12 protein-coding genes are annotated in these 16,595 nt (G+C 69.5%); 8 read left to right on the top strand and 4 right to left on the bottom strand.

What is annotated here, in order from left to right; genetic code table 11:
* Positions 1 to 22: 22 nt before the first annotated feature.
* Entirely contained in the window at positions 23 to 1,780 is a 1,758-nt protein-coding gene (locus MIC98_RS17125) for an ATP-binding protein (RefSeq protein ID WP_239737960.1), read from the top strand.
* 239 nt (positions 1,781 to 2,019) lie between these two features.
* Positions 2,020 to 2,745 carry a BTAD domain-containing putative transcriptional regulator gene (locus MIC98_RS16805; protein WP_239737959.1) on the top strand — a complete coding sequence of 242 codons (726 nt, stop codon included), beginning with the start codon at positions 2,020 to 2,022 and terminating at the stop codon, positions 2,743 to 2,745.
* 22 nt (positions 2,746 to 2,767) lie between these two features.
* Here the strand turns inward: MIC98_RS16805 and MIC98_RS16800 are convergent, their stop codons facing one another.
* Positions 2,768 to 4,963, bottom strand: coding sequence for a primosomal protein N' (locus MIC98_RS16800; protein ID WP_239737958.1), 2,196 nt, complete (start codon positions 4,961 to 4,963; stop codon positions 2,768 to 2,770).
* 421 nt (positions 4,964 to 5,384) lie between these two features.
* On the opposite strand from MIC98_RS16800, the gene MIC98_RS16795 reads away from it, so the two are divergent.
* The 4 genes from MIC98_RS16795 to sppA all read left to right on the top strand — a co-directional run bounded on the left by MIC98_RS16795 (position 5,385) and on the right by sppA (position 10,419).
* On the top strand, positions 5,385 to 6,341 hold the full coding sequence (locus tag MIC98_RS16795; RefSeq protein WP_239737957.1) for a hypothetical protein: 957 nt from the start codon (positions 5,385 to 5,387) through the stop codon (positions 6,339 to 6,341).
* A complete protein-coding gene (locus MIC98_RS16790; RefSeq protein ID WP_239737956.1) occupies positions 6,328 to 6,894 on the top strand; it encodes a DUF3106 domain-containing protein in 567 nt (188 codons plus the stop codon). The genes MIC98_RS16795 and MIC98_RS16790 overlap by 14 nt, the downstream gene beginning before the upstream one ends.
* A 183-nt stretch (positions 6,895 to 7,077) precedes the next feature.
* Positions 7,078 to 8,442: an MATE family efflux transporter gene (locus MIC98_RS16785; protein WP_239737955.1), complete on the top strand. Its 1,365-nt coding sequence runs from the start codon at positions 7,078 to 7,080 to the stop codon at positions 8,440 to 8,442.
* 69 nt (positions 8,443 to 8,511) lie between these two features.
* Positions 8,512 to 10,419 (top strand): signal peptide peptidase SppA, encoded by a 1,908-nt coding sequence (sppA, locus tag MIC98_RS16780; RefSeq protein WP_239737954.1) that lies wholly within the window; start codon positions 8,512 to 8,514, stop codon positions 10,417 to 10,419.
* 206 nt (positions 10,420 to 10,625) lie between these two features.
* On the opposite strand, the gene MIC98_RS16775 is transcribed toward sppA, so the two are convergent.
* A complete protein-coding gene (locus MIC98_RS16775) occupies positions 10,626 to 10,850 on the bottom strand; it encodes a hypothetical protein (protein ID WP_239737953.1) in 225 nt (74 codons plus the stop codon).
* A 101-nt stretch (positions 10,851 to 10,951) separates the two neighbouring features.
* On the opposite strand from MIC98_RS16775, the gene MIC98_RS16770 reads away from it, so the two are divergent.
* A complete protein-coding gene (locus tag MIC98_RS16770; protein ID WP_239737952.1) occupies positions 10,952 to 11,725 on the top strand; it encodes an SDR family oxidoreductase in 774 nt (257 codons plus the stop codon).
* Between the two features lie 360 nt (positions 11,726 to 12,085).
* Entirely contained in the window at positions 12,086 to 14,992 is a 2,907-nt protein-coding gene (locus MIC98_RS16765; RefSeq protein ID WP_239737951.1) for a TonB-dependent receptor, read from the top strand.
* 203 nt (positions 14,993 to 15,195) lie between these two features.
* Here the strand turns inward: MIC98_RS16765 and MIC98_RS16760 are convergent, their stop codons facing one another.
* Both MIC98_RS16760 and MIC98_RS16755 read right to left on the bottom strand, forming a co-directional pair.
* Positions 15,196 to 15,903: a DUF4124 domain-containing protein gene (locus MIC98_RS16760; RefSeq protein WP_239737950.1), complete on the bottom strand. Its 708-nt coding sequence runs from the start codon at positions 15,901 to 15,903 to the stop codon at positions 15,196 to 15,198.
* A gap of 110 nt (positions 15,904 to 16,013) precedes the next feature.
* A complete protein-coding gene (locus tag MIC98_RS16755) occupies positions 16,014 to 16,574 on the bottom strand; it encodes a Sua5/YciO/YrdC/YwlC family protein (RefSeq protein WP_239737949.1) in 561 nt (186 codons plus the stop codon).
* Positions 16,575 to 16,595: the final 21 nt, after the last annotated feature.

Genomic DNA, 16,595 nt, shown 5'->3' with positions numbered 1-16,595 from the left:
CGCGGCCCGGGCGGAGCCGGTCGTGCGCATCGTCCACGCCGAGGCCGCGCGCGCCGGCTGGGATTCGACGCGGCCGCCCGAACGGGGCTGGGTGCCGGTGACGCTGGCCGACCAGTGGCAGACCCGTTGGGCCGGGCACGACGGCGTGGTCTGGTACCGGCTGCGCTGGCGGCAGGACGATGCGCGGCAGCCGACCGGCCTGCTGCTCGACTACACCTGCATGGCGGCCGCGGTATACCTCAACGGCAGCCTGATCGACCGCGACCCCTCGCTGGTCGAGCCGCTGTCGCGCAGCTGGCACATGCCGCGCTATTTCCTGCTGCAGGCGCCGTTGCTCGAACCGGGCGAGAACGAGCTGCTGGTGCGCGTGTCGGGCCTGGCCGCCTACCAGCCGTCGTTCGGCGTGGTGGACGTGGGCGACCCGCAGGTGCTGCAGGCGCGGTATCGCCAAGGGGTGCTGGTCCGCCACGACCTGCAACTGCTCGACAGCGCCATCGGCTTCGTGCTGGCGGCGGTGATCGGCCTGTTCTGGCTGCTGCGCCGGCAGGAGACGATGTACGGCTGGTACGCGCTGAGCGCGGTGTTCGGGCGCCTGTACGACACCAATTTCTTCGCCGCCAGCCCGTGGCCGTTCGCCAGCACCGATGGCTGGCAGGCCTTCATCGGCGGTTGCTACGTGATGTCGGCCGCGGCGCACACGGTGTTCCTGCTGCGCTTCAGCCAACGGCGCTGGCCGCGCTTCGAGCGCCTGCTGCTGGGCATCGCGGTGGCGCTGATGGCCGCGGCGCTGCTGTGGCCGCAGTGGATGGGGCCGTACCGCAACGTCTACCTGGTGCCGGTCATCGCGTTCTTGTACCTGGTGTCGTTCGTCTTCATGGGCTACGCCGTGCGCAGCGACCGCCGCGACTGCCAGGTGCTGGCCCTGTGCATCGTCCTGCCCGTGGTGGTTTCGCTGCACGACCTCGGCGTGTACATGGGCTGGTACGGCGGCGTCAGCTACCTTGGCTCGTTCACCTCGCCGCTGATGCTGTTGGGCATGGGCTTCGTGCTGGCCTACCGCTTCGCCAACACCATGAAGCGGGTGGAAGGCTTCAATGCCGAGCTGAGCCGAGAGGTGCGGCAGGCCACCGGCCAGTTGGCCGAGACCTTGCGGCAACAACACGCGCTGGAGCTGGCGCATGGCCGGGCCGGCGAACGCCTGCAACTGGTGCGCGACCTGCACGACGGTTTCGGCGGCACCCTGGTCGGCGCGATCGCGCGGGTCGAGCAGGCGCCGGACGACATGCCGCGGCGGGAGATCGTCAGGCTGCTGAAGGAGATGCGCGATGACCTGCGCCTGGTGATCGACAGCACGGCGCGCGAGCATGCGGACCTGGCCGAACTGCTCGTGCCGCTGCGGCACCGCTCCAGCCAGTTGCTCGATGCCGCCGGCATCGACGCCCATTGGCACCTGGAGGGCGTCGGCGGCGTCGAGCTGGGCGCCGCCCGCAGCCTGGACCTGCTGCGCCTGCTGCAGGAAGCCCTGACCAACGTGTTCAAGCACAGCCGCGCGCGGCGCGTGGACATCCACGTGCGCCGGCAGGGGGACCGCCTGCAACTGCGGGTGGACGACGACGGCGTGGGCCTGCCTGCCGCGGGCGCCGCACCGATGCAGGGCGGTGGCGCCGGCTTCGCCAGCATGCGCCTGCGCGCGCAGCGGTTGGGGGGCGAACTGAGCGTGTCCGCGCGCAGCGACCCGCAAGGTACCCGGGTGGCGCTGGAGTTGCCGCTGGCCGCCTGAGTGGGGCCCGCTACCTGATTTCGTGGATGTGGCGCCGGTGGCACGCGGGCTAGTGTGCCCCGGCAGGCATGGCCGGGGCCGGCGACTGCGCGCGCCCCGCGCCGGGCATGCCCGGCTGATCGCCGGTGCCGACCACGGGATGCATGGGGGAAGCTATGGGGACTCGTCCAGCATGGCGGGAACAGGACGGCGCGGCTGCCGGAGGCGGAAGCATCCGGCTCCTGAGCACATGCGCCGCCATGCCGCCGCAACTGATCTACAGGAAAGGCTGGGCGTTGCTGGGCTACCTGGCCGCCAAGCCGGAACGCCGCCATTCGCGGCTGGCGCTGGCCATGCTGCTGTGGCCGCAGTTCGGCGAACCGCAGGCGATGACCAACCTGCGCCAGGTGCTGTGCAACCTGAACCGCTATTGCCGCGGGGAACTGGGGCCGGGCGTGCTGTGCGTGGAACGCGACGGCGTGGCGCTGCGGCGCGCGGGAAGGGCGGTCTTCGACATCGACCGGCTGGCCGGGGAACCGGCGGAAATGCTGGCGATACTGGAAGGGCAACGCATTTTCCTTGCCGGCATGGACGACGTGGCCGGCGTGGATTTCCGCGCATGGCTGGAAAGCACCCGCCTTGCGCTGGAAGCCGAGCTGGTGGGCGTCGCCGAGCGGCATTGCGACCGGATGCTGGTGGCCGGGAACTGGGACGCCGCGCTGCACATGGCGCGCCTGCTGCTGCAGCGCGACGCATGGAACGAAGCACATGCCCGGCGCATGATGCGCGCCTATGCCGGGCACGGCATGCGCGCGGCGGCGATCAATGCCTACGCGCGCATGCAGCAGGCGCTGCGCCGCGACCTCGGGGTCGACCCGCAGGACGAGACCCGCAGGCTGCTGGCATGGATATGCGAGGGCATCGACCTTGCCCCGCTGGAGGCGGACCTCCGCCGGCCGGATTTGCGTCGGGCGCTGGCGGTGTGACCACGTTGGTGGACGGCTGCGCTCAGTAGAGGTCTATCGGGTCCACGTCCAGCGACCAGCGCACCCGCCGCGCCTGCGGCAGTGCATATGCCTGCGGCATCAGCGCGTCGAGCAGGGCATGCAGCGCGCGGCGTTGCGGGGCCGACAGCAGCAGCTGCGTGCGCTGGAAGCCGGCGCGGCGCGGCATCGGCGCCGGCATCGGCCCGTAGCGTTCGACCGGATCGTCGGCGGGAATGGCTTGCTTCAGCGCGGCCAGGAATTCGTTGGCCTGTTCGACCTGCCTGGCCTCGGCGCGCAGCAGTGCCAGATGCGCGAAGGGCGGGAAACCGGCCGCTTCGCGCTGCGCCAGTTCGGCCTCGGCGAAGGCGTGGTAGCCGCCGTTTACCAGCGTGTGCAGCAGCGCGTTGTCGGGATGGTGGGTCTGCAGCCAGACCTCGCCGGGGCGCTCGGCGCGCCCGGCACGGCCGGCGACCTGGATCAGTTGCTGGGCGAGCTTCTCGCTGGCACGGAAATCGGCGGAGAACAGCCCTTCGTCGATGCCCACCACCACCACCAGCGTCAGCTTCGGCAGGTCGTGGCCCTTGGCCAGTATCTGCGTGCCGACGAGGATGCCGGCTTGTTCGCCGAGCGTGGCCAGCGTCTGTTCCAGCGCGTCGCGGCGCGCGGTGGTGCCGCGGTCGATGCGCAGCACCGGATGGTCGGGGAACAGTTGCAGCAGCCGTTCCTCCAGCCGTTCGGTGCCGATGCCCTGCGGCTGCAGCGCGAGGCTGCCGCAATCCGGGCAGGCCAGCGGCACCGGCGCGCGCGCGCCGCAGTGGTGGCATTGCAGGCGGCGCCCCGCGCCGTGCACGGTCATCGGCGTGGCATGCAGCGGCGTGCTGCAGCGCCTGCACGGCGCGGTCCAGCCGCAGTCGTGGCACAGCAGCACCGGCGCGTAGCCGCGGCGGTTCTTGAACACCAGCACCTGGTTGCCGGCCTGCAGGTGCCGGCCGATGCCTTCCAGCACCTCGGGCGACAGGCCGTCCTGCAACGGCCGCTTGCGCACGTCGAACACCCGCACCGCCGGCGGCCGGGCGTCGCCGGCGCGCTGCTGCAGGCGCAGGTGGGCGTAGCGGCCGGCGCGCGCGTTGTGCAGCGATTCCAGCGACGGGGTGGCGCTGCCCAGCAGCACCGGCACGTCCAGCGCCTTGCCGCGCACCAGCGCGAAGTCGCGGGCGTGGTAGCGGATGCCGTCCTGCTGCTTGTAGCTGCCGTCGTGTTCCTCGTCGACGATCAGCAGCCCGGCCTGCGGCAGCGGCGTGAACACCGCCGAGCGGGTGCCGACGACCACCCGCGCTTCGCCGCGCGCGGCCGCCGCCCAGACCCGCGCGCGCTCGTTGTCGTTCAGCCCCGAATGCAGCGCATGCACCGGGATGCCGAGGCGGGCGCGGAAGCGCGCCAGCATCTGCGGGGTCAGGCCGATCTCCGGCACCAGCACCAGTGCCTGCCGGCCTCGTGCGAGGCAGTGGACGATGGCCTGCAGGTAGACCTCGGTCTTGCCGCTGCCGGTGACGCCGTCGAGCAGGAACGGGTGGAAGCCGTCGGCGGCGGTGATCGCCTTGATCGCCGCCTGCTGCTGCGGGTTGGGCGTCGGCCCGGGATTCGGCCGGGCCCGCGGCGCCGTCGCCGGCACCGCCACGCGCTGCACGAACCCACGTTTGAGCAGGGTGCGGCTCGGCTCGCGCCAGTCGTGCATGCGCGCTTCGATCACCTCCTCGGCCAGCGCCCCGTCGGCCAGCAGCGTGGCCAGCCGTTGTGGACGGCTGCCGTTGCGCAGCCCGGGCAGGCCGCCGCGGCCGGCGTCGGTCAGTTCCCACGCCCAGCCGTGGGTGTCGGGCAGCGGCTCGCCGCGGCGCAGCGGCGCCGGCAACGCGGTGGCGGCCACCTCGCCCAGCGGCGCATGGGTGTAGCGCGCCAGCCAGCGCAGCGAGGCGAGCAGCTCGCCGCCCAGCAGGGGGGCGGGGTCCAGCCATTCCAGCGCGGCCTTCAGCCCGGCCGGGTCGTCGCTGCCGCCAATACCCTCGACCATGCCGACCAGCTCGCGGTTGCCGAAGGGCACCCGCAGCCTGCGTCCCACGTCGGCCTGCGACGGCGCGGGGCCGCCGGCCGGGGGCAGGTAGTCGAAGGCCTGTGGCAGCGGAACCGGCAGGGCGATACGCAGGGTGGGGCAGGAAGACATGGGGAGAGTGTAGGTGCCGGCCATGGGCGGCACACCTGCGGTCCCCTCCACTTGCCCGCGTTTGTTGTCGCGGCGAGCATAAATGGCGCGTAAACACCGGCCGCTACAGGGGATTTCGGTTTATCCACACAGATTGTGGATAAGTCTGTGCATCAGCCCTGTGCTCCACGCCCGCAGGGCGGTGACAGCGGCCTCTGCGTCGATTTGGACAAAAAATCGCCACACGATCAAGTCTTTTTAAATCAATGGCTTGGCCGTGAAACAAAGATGAAACAAGGCGTTGGGCAGAAAATTTGCGGAAATCGGCGCTGGCCTATTGACGCTGTGCACAAGTTGCGGCAGCCAGGCTCGGACGCGGCCCTGGGGCATCGGCAGCCGCCGGGGTGCTGGGTATCATCCGGGCGATGACGGAGTACGCCTGATGGCCGCAACAGCTTCTTCTTCCCCGGCCACGGCCAATGCTTCCTCCGCCTTCCTGCGCGGGGTCGAGCGCCGCGCGCTGGTGGTCGCCGACCTGCAGGCGGGCGCCGCCGGCACGCAGGCCGTGGCGGCGGCGATGCACGCCTTCGCCGGCCATGCCGCGGCTACCGCGATGGTCGACTGGCCGGCCCGGTTCTGGGGCCTGCTGTGCAATGCGCCGCAGCTGCGTGCGCCGGCGACCGGCACCGCCACATCGTTGCCGCACCTGTCGACGTTGCAGGCCGCGGATCGCCTGGCGTTGCTGCTGCGCGTCGGCGCCGGGCTGGACGAAGCCGTGGCGGCGGCCAGCCTGGGCATGGACATCGGCACCTACCGACAGGCGCTGGCGCGCGCCTGCCCGCTGGATGCGAAGGGCCAGCCCGATGCCGCCGCGTGGCGCACACTGGCCGAACAGGTGCAGGCGCAGGTGCGCGAGCTGTCGCCGGAGCGGCTGCGGCAACTGGGACAACTGCACGAGGCGGCGACCGCCAAGGCCGCGCCCGCGCCGATGGCGGCCAGGGCCCCGCGCCCAGCCGCGCGGCCACGCGCGCGCCGGGGCTGGCTGCTGCCGGGCCTGTTGGTGCTGGTGCTGGCCGCGGTGGCGGCCTGGTGGTGGCACGAACACGGTGCGATGCGGTCCGGCAGCGGCGGGCCGCCGGCCGAAGGCGCGCTGGGCGACAACGGCCCGATACAGGTCGAAAGCCTGCCGGACGATTCCGCGCCGGCCGCCGCCGTGGACAACCATGCGACGGACGATGCCGCGATGCTGGCCGATCCCGAACTGGCGCTGGCGCAGGACGCCGACTTCCATGCCTGGTACGCCGCCGGCGCGCCGGTGCCGGTGGACGAATCGCAGGCCGCGCCCGGCCATGCCGAACCGGCCTCGGCAGCGCTGGAGACCGTCGATGCGGAAGATTGAGGGCGCATGGCTGCTGCTGGCGTTGCTGCCGGCCGCTGTGTCGCTGGCCACCCCGGTCGCACTGCGGCCGCTGGTCGAGCCGCCACCGCGCGCGCCGCAGGCCACGGACCCGCAAGTACGCTGGGCGGCGCTGGCACCGGCGCAGCAGCGCGACGTGCGCACGCGCTACGCGGCATGGCGCGCCCTGCCCGAATCCGAACGGCAGCGCGTGCGCAAGGCCGCGGCGGAACTGGCGGCCCTGCCGGCGGCCGAACGCGACGCCCTGCGCGGGCGTTTCGCCGGGCTGGACCGCCTGTACCGCGACGGCTGGCAACTGGGGCCGCGGCTGGGCGCGCTGTACCCGAAGCTGCAGCCGCTGCTGGGCTACCTGCCGGAACCGCAGCGCGCCCCGATGCTGGCCCTGCTGCGCGAGCTCGACGCGGCGCAGCTGGCGCAGTTGGGCCTGCTGTCGCAACGCACGCCGCCGCAGGCGCGCGATGCCCTGCGCGAGGAACTGCTGGCCGTGCCCGCGACTGGCCGCGCGGAATGGCTGCGGCGGAAGCTGGACAAGTAGATGCGGGGCTTGCCCCGCATGAAGCTTTCCCGGTGAAGCCATGTGCCGGGCAAGCCCGGCACCTACGCTCGCTTCTGCGTCCGCTCGTTCCTCTTCACTCGTTCCTGGCCTTACAATGCCGCCCTTTCGCGACCCGGCAACAGCGCCTCCGCGCCGGCCGCAGTCCGCGTCTGCCGACTCCGCATGTCCACCTCTCCCGCCACGCCGCGCTTCGGCCATGAAGTGCGGACGACCGGCCTGCTCGCCCTGCCGCTGGTGCTGGGCCACGTTTCCGCCGGCCTGATCTCCTTCGTCGACAACACCATCGCCGGCCACCACGGCACCGGCACCTTCGCCGCGGTCAGCATCGGCACCGCGCTGCTGTGGCTGCCGATGCTGGTACCGATCGGCACCCTGATCTCGCTGACCGCCTCGGTGTCGCAGCTGCACGGCGCAGGCCGCGAGCGCGAGATCGGCCCGCTGTTCCGGCAGGCGCTGTGGCTGGGCGTGGGCCTGAGCGTGCTGATGTTCGCCTTCCTCAGCATCGTGCCGGCATTCCTGCCGGCGTTCGGCATCGCCGCGGACATCGTGCCCGGCGCCACCGCCTTCTTGCACGCCATCCGCTGGGGCGTGCCGGCGCTGACCCTGTATTTCTGCATGCGCTACCTCAGCGAGGGCATGCACTGGACGCTGCCGACCATGCTGCTCGGCTTCGGCGGGCTGCTGGTGCTGGCGCCGCTGGGCTATGCGCTGTGCAACGGCAGGTGGGGCTTCCCGGAGCTGGGCGCCGAAGGGCTGGGCATCGCCTCGGCGGTGACGATGTGGGTGCAGGCGCTGTGTTTCGCCGGTTACCTGTTCAAGACCCGGCGCTTCGCCCACCTGCAGTTGTTCGGTCATTTCGAGCCGCCGCGGGTGGCGGCGATATGGGACCTGCTGCGCACCGGCCTGCCGATCGGCATCACCGTGCTGATGGAGGGCGGGCTGTTCATCGTCACCGCGCTGCTGATCGGCCGCATCGGCGCGGTCGAGGCCAGCGCGCACCAGATCGCGATCAACGTCGCCCAGCTGTGCTTCATGATCCCGATGGGCGTGGCCGAGGCCACCACCGTGCGCGTCGGCCACGCGATGGGCCGCCACGATCCGACCGGCGTGCGCCGCGCCAGCTGGGCCGGTTACGCCATCGTGCTGGTCACGCAGATGCTGTCGATCAGCGGGTTGCTGCTCGGCCACCAGGCGGTGGTGCGGCTGTACACCGACGACCTGGCCGTGGCCATGCTGGCCTCCACGCTGCTGCTGTACGCGGCGGCCTTCCAGTTCCCCGATGGCGTGCAGGTGCTCTCGGCCGGCGCGCTGCGCGGGCTCAAGGACACCCGCGTGCCGATGTTCATCGCCATGTTCGCGTACTGGGGCGTGGGCATGCCGCTCGGCGCCGGGCTCGGCCTCGGCCTGGGCTGGGGCCCGCAGGGCATGTGGGTCGGCCTGACCGTGGGCCTGAGCGTGGCCGCGGTGCTGCTGGGCTGGCGCCTGCGGGTCAGCAGCCGGCGCCTGTTCCACCCTTCGGCCCCCTGACTTGAAGCCCATGCCGGCCGTGCCGGTCCTGTGTATCCTGCATTGCAACAAGCCCCATCCGGAGCCCTCATGAACCCCCCGCCCGTGCCCCGCCGCAACCCCGTCGCCCGCTTCTTCGTCGGGCTGTGGGACGTGATGAACTTCACCCGCCGGTTGATCCTCAACCTGCTGTTCTTCGGCCTGCTGTTCCTGATGCTGATCGTGCTGCTGGTGGCGATGGGCAAGGGCGCCTCGTCGGTCAAGGTGCTGCAGGACCGCACCGCGCTGGTGATCGCGCCGGAAGGGCGGCTGGTCGAGCAGTACAGCACCGACCCGGTCAGCCGCGCGCTGGCCAAGGCGATGGGCGAGCGCAACGCCGGGGAAATCCAGCTGCGTGACCTGATCCGCGCCATCGAGGCGGCCAGGGACGACAAGAAGATCGAGCGCGTGGTGCTGAACCTGGACCGCCTGCAACCGTCCGGCTTCGCCTCGATGCGTGAAGTGGCCGGCGCCCTGCAGGACCTGCGCGCGGCCGGCAAGCAGGTGGTGGCCTTCAGCGAGAACATGGGCCAGTCGCAATACCTGCTGGCAGCGCAGGCCGACGAGGTCTACCTCGACCCGATGGGCGGGCTGCTGCTGGAAGGCCTCGGCCGCTACCGCCAGTATTTCCGCACCGGCCTGCAGGAAAAGCTGGGCGTGGACGTGCACCTGTTCAAGGTGGGCGAATACAAGTCCGCCGCCGAGCCCTACGTGCTCGACGCCGCCTCGCCGCAGGCCAAGGAAGCCGACCTGTTCTGGATGAACGACGTGTGGCAGCGCTACCTGGGCGACATCGCCAGGGCGCGCAAGCTCGACGCCGCGCAGCTGGCTGCCGGCATCGACACCCTGCCCGAGGGCGTAGCCGCCGCCGGCGGCGACCTGGCCCGCTTCGCCCTGCAGCAGAAGCTGGTGGACGGCCTGAAGACCCGCGAGGAAGTGGACGCGCTGCTCACCGAGCGCGGCGTGGCCGACGGCGACGCCGATGGCGGCTACCGCCAGATCGCGCTGGGCGACTACCTGACCCAGCTCGACGCGCGCCGCTCGCCGCTGGACAAGCGCCCGCAGGTGGCGGTGGTGGTGGCCGAGGGCGAGATCGCCGGCGGCGACCTGCCGGCCGGCCGCGTCGGCGGCATCTCCACCTCGGCGCTGCTGCGCGACGCGCGCGACGACGACGACGTCAAGGCGGTGGTGCTGCGCGTGGATTCGCCCGGCGGCGAAGTGTTCGCCTCCGAGCAGATCCGCCGCGAGGTCGAGGCGCTCAAGGCCGCCGGCAAGCCGGTGGTGGTGTCGATGGGCGACCTGGCCGCGTCCGGCGGCTACTGGATCAGCATGAACGCCGATCGCATCTACGCCGACGAATCGACCATCACCGGCTCGATCGGCATCTTCGGCATGATCCCCAACTTCGCCCGCAGCCTGGACAAGATCGGCGTGCACACCGATGGCGTCGGCACCACCCGCTTCGCCGGCGCGTTCGACGTCACCCGGCCGATGGACCCGGCGGTGGGCCGGGTGATCCAGTCGGTGATCGACAAGGGCTATGCCGACTTCACCGGCAAGGTGGCGCAGGCCCGCGACCGCAGCGTGGAGGCCATCGACGAGGTGGCGCGCGGCCGCGTGTGGAGCGGCGCGCAGGCCAAGGAGCGCGGGCTGGTGGACGAGTTCGGCGGGCTCAAGGCCGCGGTGGCCGATGCCGCCAGCCGCGCCAAGCTGGGCGAGGAAGGCAAATACCGCGTGCGCTACATCGAGAAGGCGGCCACCCCGTTCGCGCAGTTCATGACCGGCTTCGCCGGCAGCCGCATGGGCGCGTGGATGCTGTCCGACTCGGGCATGGCGCGGATGCTGCTGGCGCGCACGATGCCGGAGATGGATGCCCAGCTGCGCTTCGTCGAGGACGCGGTGAAGGACCGCAACGGCGCGCCGGTCAAGGCCCTGGCCTATTGCTTCTGCGGCCTGTAACCGGCTTGGTCTGATGCAACCGACAACGCCGCCTTCGGGCGGCGTTGTCGGTTGTGGTCATCCCCTTCGCCACGGCCAGCGGTCGGGCGCTACCGCCAGCGTAGGTGCCGGGCTTGCCCGGCACGAGGCTTTCGCTGGGAAAGCTTCATGCGGGGCAAGCCCCGCATCTACGGAGTGTGGGCTTCCGCGCTGAACCTGGTAGGTCGTTACTCCGCCCCACTCTCCGCCTGCTTCAACGCGGCCCCTTCCGCCGCGGTGGCCCCTTCAACCGCCGCCTTGGCCGCCTGCGCTTTTTCCAATGGCTGAGTAATCGCTTCACGCATCGCGCCAGCCTGCGGCTCGGGGCGGCGTTCGGTTTCCGGCGGCTGCGGCTTGCCGCAGGCGGCGAGCAGCAGCATTGGCAGCATCAGTAAGCAAGGACGCAGTTTCATCGGCAGACTCCAGCGGAAACGGACTTCATCCTGCCACAACGGTGCGCACTGAAGCCCTCATTCGGTCACCACGCCCAACGGCGGCAGGTATCCTGTAGTGCATGGACACGAACCGCTGGCGGCTGGACGGACAGACCGCATTGATCACCGGCGCCAGTGCCGGCATCGGCCTGGCGATCGCGCGCGAACTGCTCGGCTTCGGCGCCGACCTGCTGCTGGTGGCGCGCGATGCCGACGCGCTGGCACAGGCGCGCGACGAACTGGCCGACGAGTTCCCCGGCCGCGGGATCCACGGCCTGTCCGCCGACGTCTCCGGCGACGAGGACCGCCATGAAATCCTCGACTGGGTCGAGGACCACGGCGGCCTGCAACTGCTGGTCAACAACGCCGGCGGCAACGTCACCCGGCCGGCCAACGACTACAGCGAGGACGAGTGGCGCGGCCTCTTCGAGACCAACCTGTTTTCCGCGTTCGAGCTGTCGCGGCTGGCCCACCCGCTGCTTACCCGGCACGCGAGCTCGGCCATCGTCAACATCGGCAGCGTCTCCGGCCTTACCCACGTGCGCAGCGGCGTGGTCTACGGCATGACCAAGGCGGCGCTGCACCAGATGACCCGCAACCTGGCCTGCGAATGGGCCGAGGACGGCATCCGCGTCAACGCGGTGGCGCCGTGGTACATCCGCACCCGCCGCACCTCCGGGCCGCTGTCCGACCCGGACTACTACGACGAGGTGATCGCGCGCACGCCGATGCGCCGCATCGGCGAACCGGAGGAGGTGGCTGCCGCGGTCGGCTTCCTGTGCCTGCCGGCGTCGAGCTACGTCACCGGCGAGTGCATCGCGGTGGATGGCGGGTTCCTGCGTTACGGGTTCTGAGGGGCTTGACCGGCATGGGAGGGCACCAGCCGGTCAGCGGCCGGGACATGCGGCTGATCCCGGCCCGGCTGATTTGCGGTGAGCCGCACATGCTTCAAGGCAGCCCAAACCCTTGCCCAGTCAGCGTTTGGGGACTTGGATAGCCAGTGCTCGGAGGAGCCGGCCCAATCTCACGGAAATTCCAATTTTCGTAAAAATTGCATTACTCTCCGTTCACCAGGCGCTCATTGTGAGTTCGTTCAGGTTGGGCGCCTGCTTGGTTGATGGCAACACTTTTGAACTTCACGGAGAGAGTCACGAATGGTTACTCATCACGGTTTCAATGTGTTTTCCAAGGGCGTGAGGCGTACCGCGCTCAGCATGGCACTCAGCATGTGCTTCGTCGGCGCGGCCATCGCGGATACCGGCGGCCTGCGCATCACCATCCGCGGTTCGGATGGCCCCGTCGCCGGTGCGACGGTGAAGATCAGTTCCCCCAGTAGCCTCATCAGCAAGACCGCCACGACGGCCGCCGACGGCACCGTGCGCGTCACCGGCCTCGACCCGGCCACCAACTACACGGTGGAGATATCGGCCACCGGCTACAACGACTTCAGCGCCAGCAACGTCGCGGTGGTCAGCGGCAAGGACCTCAGCCTGGGTTACGCGCTAGGCGGCGGTGGTGACAGCGGCAACGGCGCGATCAATCTCGATGCGATCATGGTGACCGGTTCGGGCCTTGCCGCCATCGACACCACTTCGGCCGTGGTCGGTACCACGCTGACCCTGGACATGACCGAGTCGCTGCCGACCGCGCGCAGCTACCAGAGCTATCTGCAGCTGGTGCCAGGCGTGAAGCCTTCCGTGGGCGGCAACCCGGCGTCGAAGTCCGGCGTGAACTACTCCGACATCGGCGGCGCCGTCGGCTCCTCTACCGACAACCTCTACTACATCGACGGCGTCAACGTCACCGACCCCTCGACCGGTACCTTCGGCTCCAACCTGAATTCCGAGATCATCCAGGAAATGCAGGTGCTGACCGGCGGCATCCCCGCCGAATACGCCGGTGGCCAGGGCCTGATTTCCAAGGTCATCACCAAGTCCGGCAGCAACGAGTGGCATGGCTCGGTCAACTACTACCTGCAGAACGACAGGCTGGTTTCCAAGAACAAGCATCTGGACGACTCCAGCTTCTCCACCTACGACACGGCCGTCACCCTGGGTGGCCCGATCATCAAGGACAAGCTGTGGTTCTTCGCGTCCTACCAGCGCGTCAACCGTGAGGAGGACGTGGTCGACCCGGTCACCCAGGACGTCATGCGCACGGTGAAGCAGGACAGCGACCGCAGCTTCGGGAAGCTGACCTGGCAGTTGACGGACCGCGACCGCCTGACCGCCACCTTCTTCAACGATCCGCTGGATCGCAGTGGCTCGCTCGATCCCACCGTGCCGAACAACCGCGACCTTACCCGCAAGCAGGGCGGCAACAACTACAAGTTCGAGTACTCCCACGACTGGGACAACCTGGGCCTGGACGTGTATGTGAACAAGCACGAGTCGGAGCTTTCCCAGTTCGCCGCGAGCAATGATCCGTTCAACAACGTGGCCTTCCACAATGGCCTTGACGGGGCAAGCAATACCGACATCAACCGCGGTGGCACGGGCTCCAACCTGATCACCAACCGCGACTCCAAGGAGTTCGGCGCCAGCCTGGATTACCTGCTGAGCACCAACTGGGGCGACCACACCTTCAAGGCGGGCTTCCTGAAGGGTGAGGGCACGTACGAAGAGCAGACCGTCTACCCTGCCGGTCCCCGCTATACCTCCATCAGTGCGGGGGATTCAGGCACGACGGTGGGTCAGTATATGGGGCAGGGCGGTTACGCGTGGCGAGGGCCCCGCGCCATTTCCTCAACGGACATCAGCCGGCTCATGGCCGCCACCGGCCTGAGCCAGGACGATCTGCTGGCGAAGACCTTCACCGATACCACCGGCAATCCCTACGACCAGGTCAACGTCTACCGCATCCTGCAGTCGGAGAACGAGGGGCTTGCGTACACGGTCAAGTCCAAGCAGACCTCGTTCTACCTGCAGGACAGCTGGACCCTGGACAAGTTCTCGGCCAACGTCGGTGCCCGCGCCGAGCGCACCGAGTTCGTCAATTCGGCCGGGACGTCGATCCACAAGTTCGACTGGAACATCTCGCCGCGCATCTCGCTGGCCTACGACATCAATGGCGACGGCCGCAGCAAGGTCTGGGCCTACTACGGCCGCTACTACGATCCGATCCGTGCGGACATGGCGGACTTCGCCGGCGCGGTCACCGGCCCGACCTACGACGAGCAGATCAACATCGACGGCCAGTGGTACACCTTCCGCCAGCGCGGGCCGGGTGATGCCGCCATCGCGCCCAACATCAAGACGCCGTACACCGATGAACTCATGCTCGGTTACGCCACCAACTTCGGCCAGGACTATGCGTTCTCGGTGACGCTGACCAAGCGCGAGACCAAGGACATCATGGAAGACTACGACCTGGGGCTGTACTCCGACCCCGATGGCGTGGGCGCGGACAGCCAGGCTCCGGAAGGATCGTACTTCTACCTGCCGTATTCCTATTTCGGCTATGCGGACAATCCGGGCACGAACTACGTGCTTGGCACGCTGAAGGGCGGCAAGCGCGAGTACAAGGGTCTGGAAGTCACCCTGCAGAAGGTCAAGAGCAACAACTGGCAGGGCATGATGTCGCTCACCTTGAACGACGCGCACGGCAATACCAACTCGGACGGCAACGCCGACTACCAGGGTGACTGGATCGCGCTGGACCCGCGCGCTCCCAATGCGTGGGGCCCGCAGCCGGGCAACATCAAGCGGCAGTTCAAGGCCTTCGCCACCTACTACTGGGACTTCGGCCTGGAGCTCAGCGGCGTGTTCAACTGGAACAGCGGCACGCTGTTCAGCCGTACCTGGCTGACGTCCAGCCGTCACCTGCCGATGATGGATGACCCCTACGAGTACGAAGGCGTGACCGATACCTGGCTGACGGCCGGTTCGGTGGGCAGCGAGGAAAGCCCGTCCTATTCCACCCTGGACGTGCGGGCCAAGTACACCAAGGAGCTCCCGGTGGGCAAGATGGAAGTGTTCCTCGACATCTTCAACATCCTGAACAGGCAGAGCACGACCCGCGTGCAGGATCTCGTCGCGGGTGATGGCATCTACAACTTCGGCGAAGCCGTTGAATGGGTCGAGCCGCGCCGTGCCTACTTGGGCGTGCGTTACTCGTTCTGATGGTTGGACCCTTGTAGTACAGGCTCCCGCTTCGGAAGAGGCTTGAGCGGTTTCATCGGGGAGCCCCGCGTTGCTGAAACGCGGGGCTCTTCTTCTGGGCTCGGCTCATGGTGGTCCTCCAGCCCGGAGTCCAGTTTCCGACGGAGAGGCGATGGGTTGGAAGAACACCTTGGCGAAGGAGCGATCGCCGGCGACCCGCAAGGTCAGGGAGCCGCGTCGCAATCCCGTCCCAGTCGCGCCTCGATGCCGCGTTGCTCGCGCTTCAGTTCCTGCCGCTCGCTCTGCAGGGCGCTGTTGTAGCGGCGTATCAGCTCCCAGCGGCGGTCGCGCAGGCGGTCGCAGACTTCCTGCTGCGGCAGCGGGTGGCAACTGTCGCGTATCCAGGTACCGCCTGCCACGACGGGGCCGGGCCGTGGATGCGGATGGCCGTGGCCGGGCGGCTGACCACCACGGATGGACAGCTGCCCGGAACCGAGGCTCAGGTTGCCGGAAACGCTGCCGCCGCTGCCGCGCGGCGGCGGGTAATGGCCGCCGACCCACAGCGGCACCCAGCGCGGGTTGCCGATGCCATCGTCGCTGAGGTAGCGCTCGCCGTCCGGGCCGACGCATTCGTACATGGGCTGTGGCGGCTGCACGGTGACGATGCGGACTTCGCGTTCGTTCGTGGCTGCGGCGGGAGCCGGTTGTGGCTGTGGCGGGGTGGCCGGTCGCGGCGGTGGGTCCTGCGGGCGCTGCATGTCCAGCACCTGCTGGCGGTGGGTGTCGTCGCAGGGCGTGGATTGCAGTGCCACCGTGCCATCGCTGGCCACGCAGCGGTAGACGCGCACGTTGCTGGCAGGCGGTGGTTCGGCGGCCAGCGCCACGGAGGGCGGCAGGATCAGGGAGCCGAGCAGGAGCAGGCGCGCATGCATGGGGCCATGGTGCCGCATCTGGCGGGCAACGGGTAGGAGCGCACCTTGGTGCGCGAAGGGCTTCCTCGGTAAATCCCCATCGCGCACCAAGGTGCGCTCCTACGGAGGCGTCAATCGCGCAGGGTCTGCCCGGTGGCGGCGATGCGGATGCGGGTGGGCTGGGCCAGGCCGCCGGTGGCGCCATCGAGCAGGCCGTCCAGTTGCGCGAGCAGGGCCGGGTCGAGCTGTTCGCGGCTGCGTGCCGGAGGCTGGCCGGCAAGGTTGGCGCTGGTCGAGACCAGCGGGCCGCCCCAGGCTTCGCACAGGGCATGCACCAGCGGATGCGCGCTGACCCGTACGGCGACGCCATCGTGGGCGCCGCTGATCCAGCGTGGGGTTCGGGGACCGGCTGGCACGATCCAGGTGTTGGCGCCGGGCCAACTGTCGAGCACGGCCTGATGGCGGTCGTCGGCCAGTGCGTCCAGCCGCACCCAGCCGTCCAACTGCGCCACGGCGGCGGCGACCAGGATCATGCCTTTCTCGACCGGACGTTGCTTGAGTGCCAGCAGCTTCATCACCGCTGCCTCGTTGGCAGGGTCGCAGCCCAGTCCCCAGACCGCCTCGGTGGGGTAGGCGATCACGCCGCCGGCGTGCAGGGTGGGAAGAATGGTCTGCGGATCGAATTCAAGCATGGTCGGTACCGTGGGATCTCC

This window comes from Stenotrophomonas sp. NLF4-10 (assembly GCF_022359915.1).
Taxonomy (GTDB): Bacteria; Pseudomonadota; Gammaproteobacteria; order Xanthomonadales; family Xanthomonadaceae; genus Stenotrophomonas; species Stenotrophomonas daejeonensis.
The sequence above is the reverse complement of the archived record's forward strand: the minus strand, read 5'-3'. Positions and strand labels throughout refer to the sequence as shown.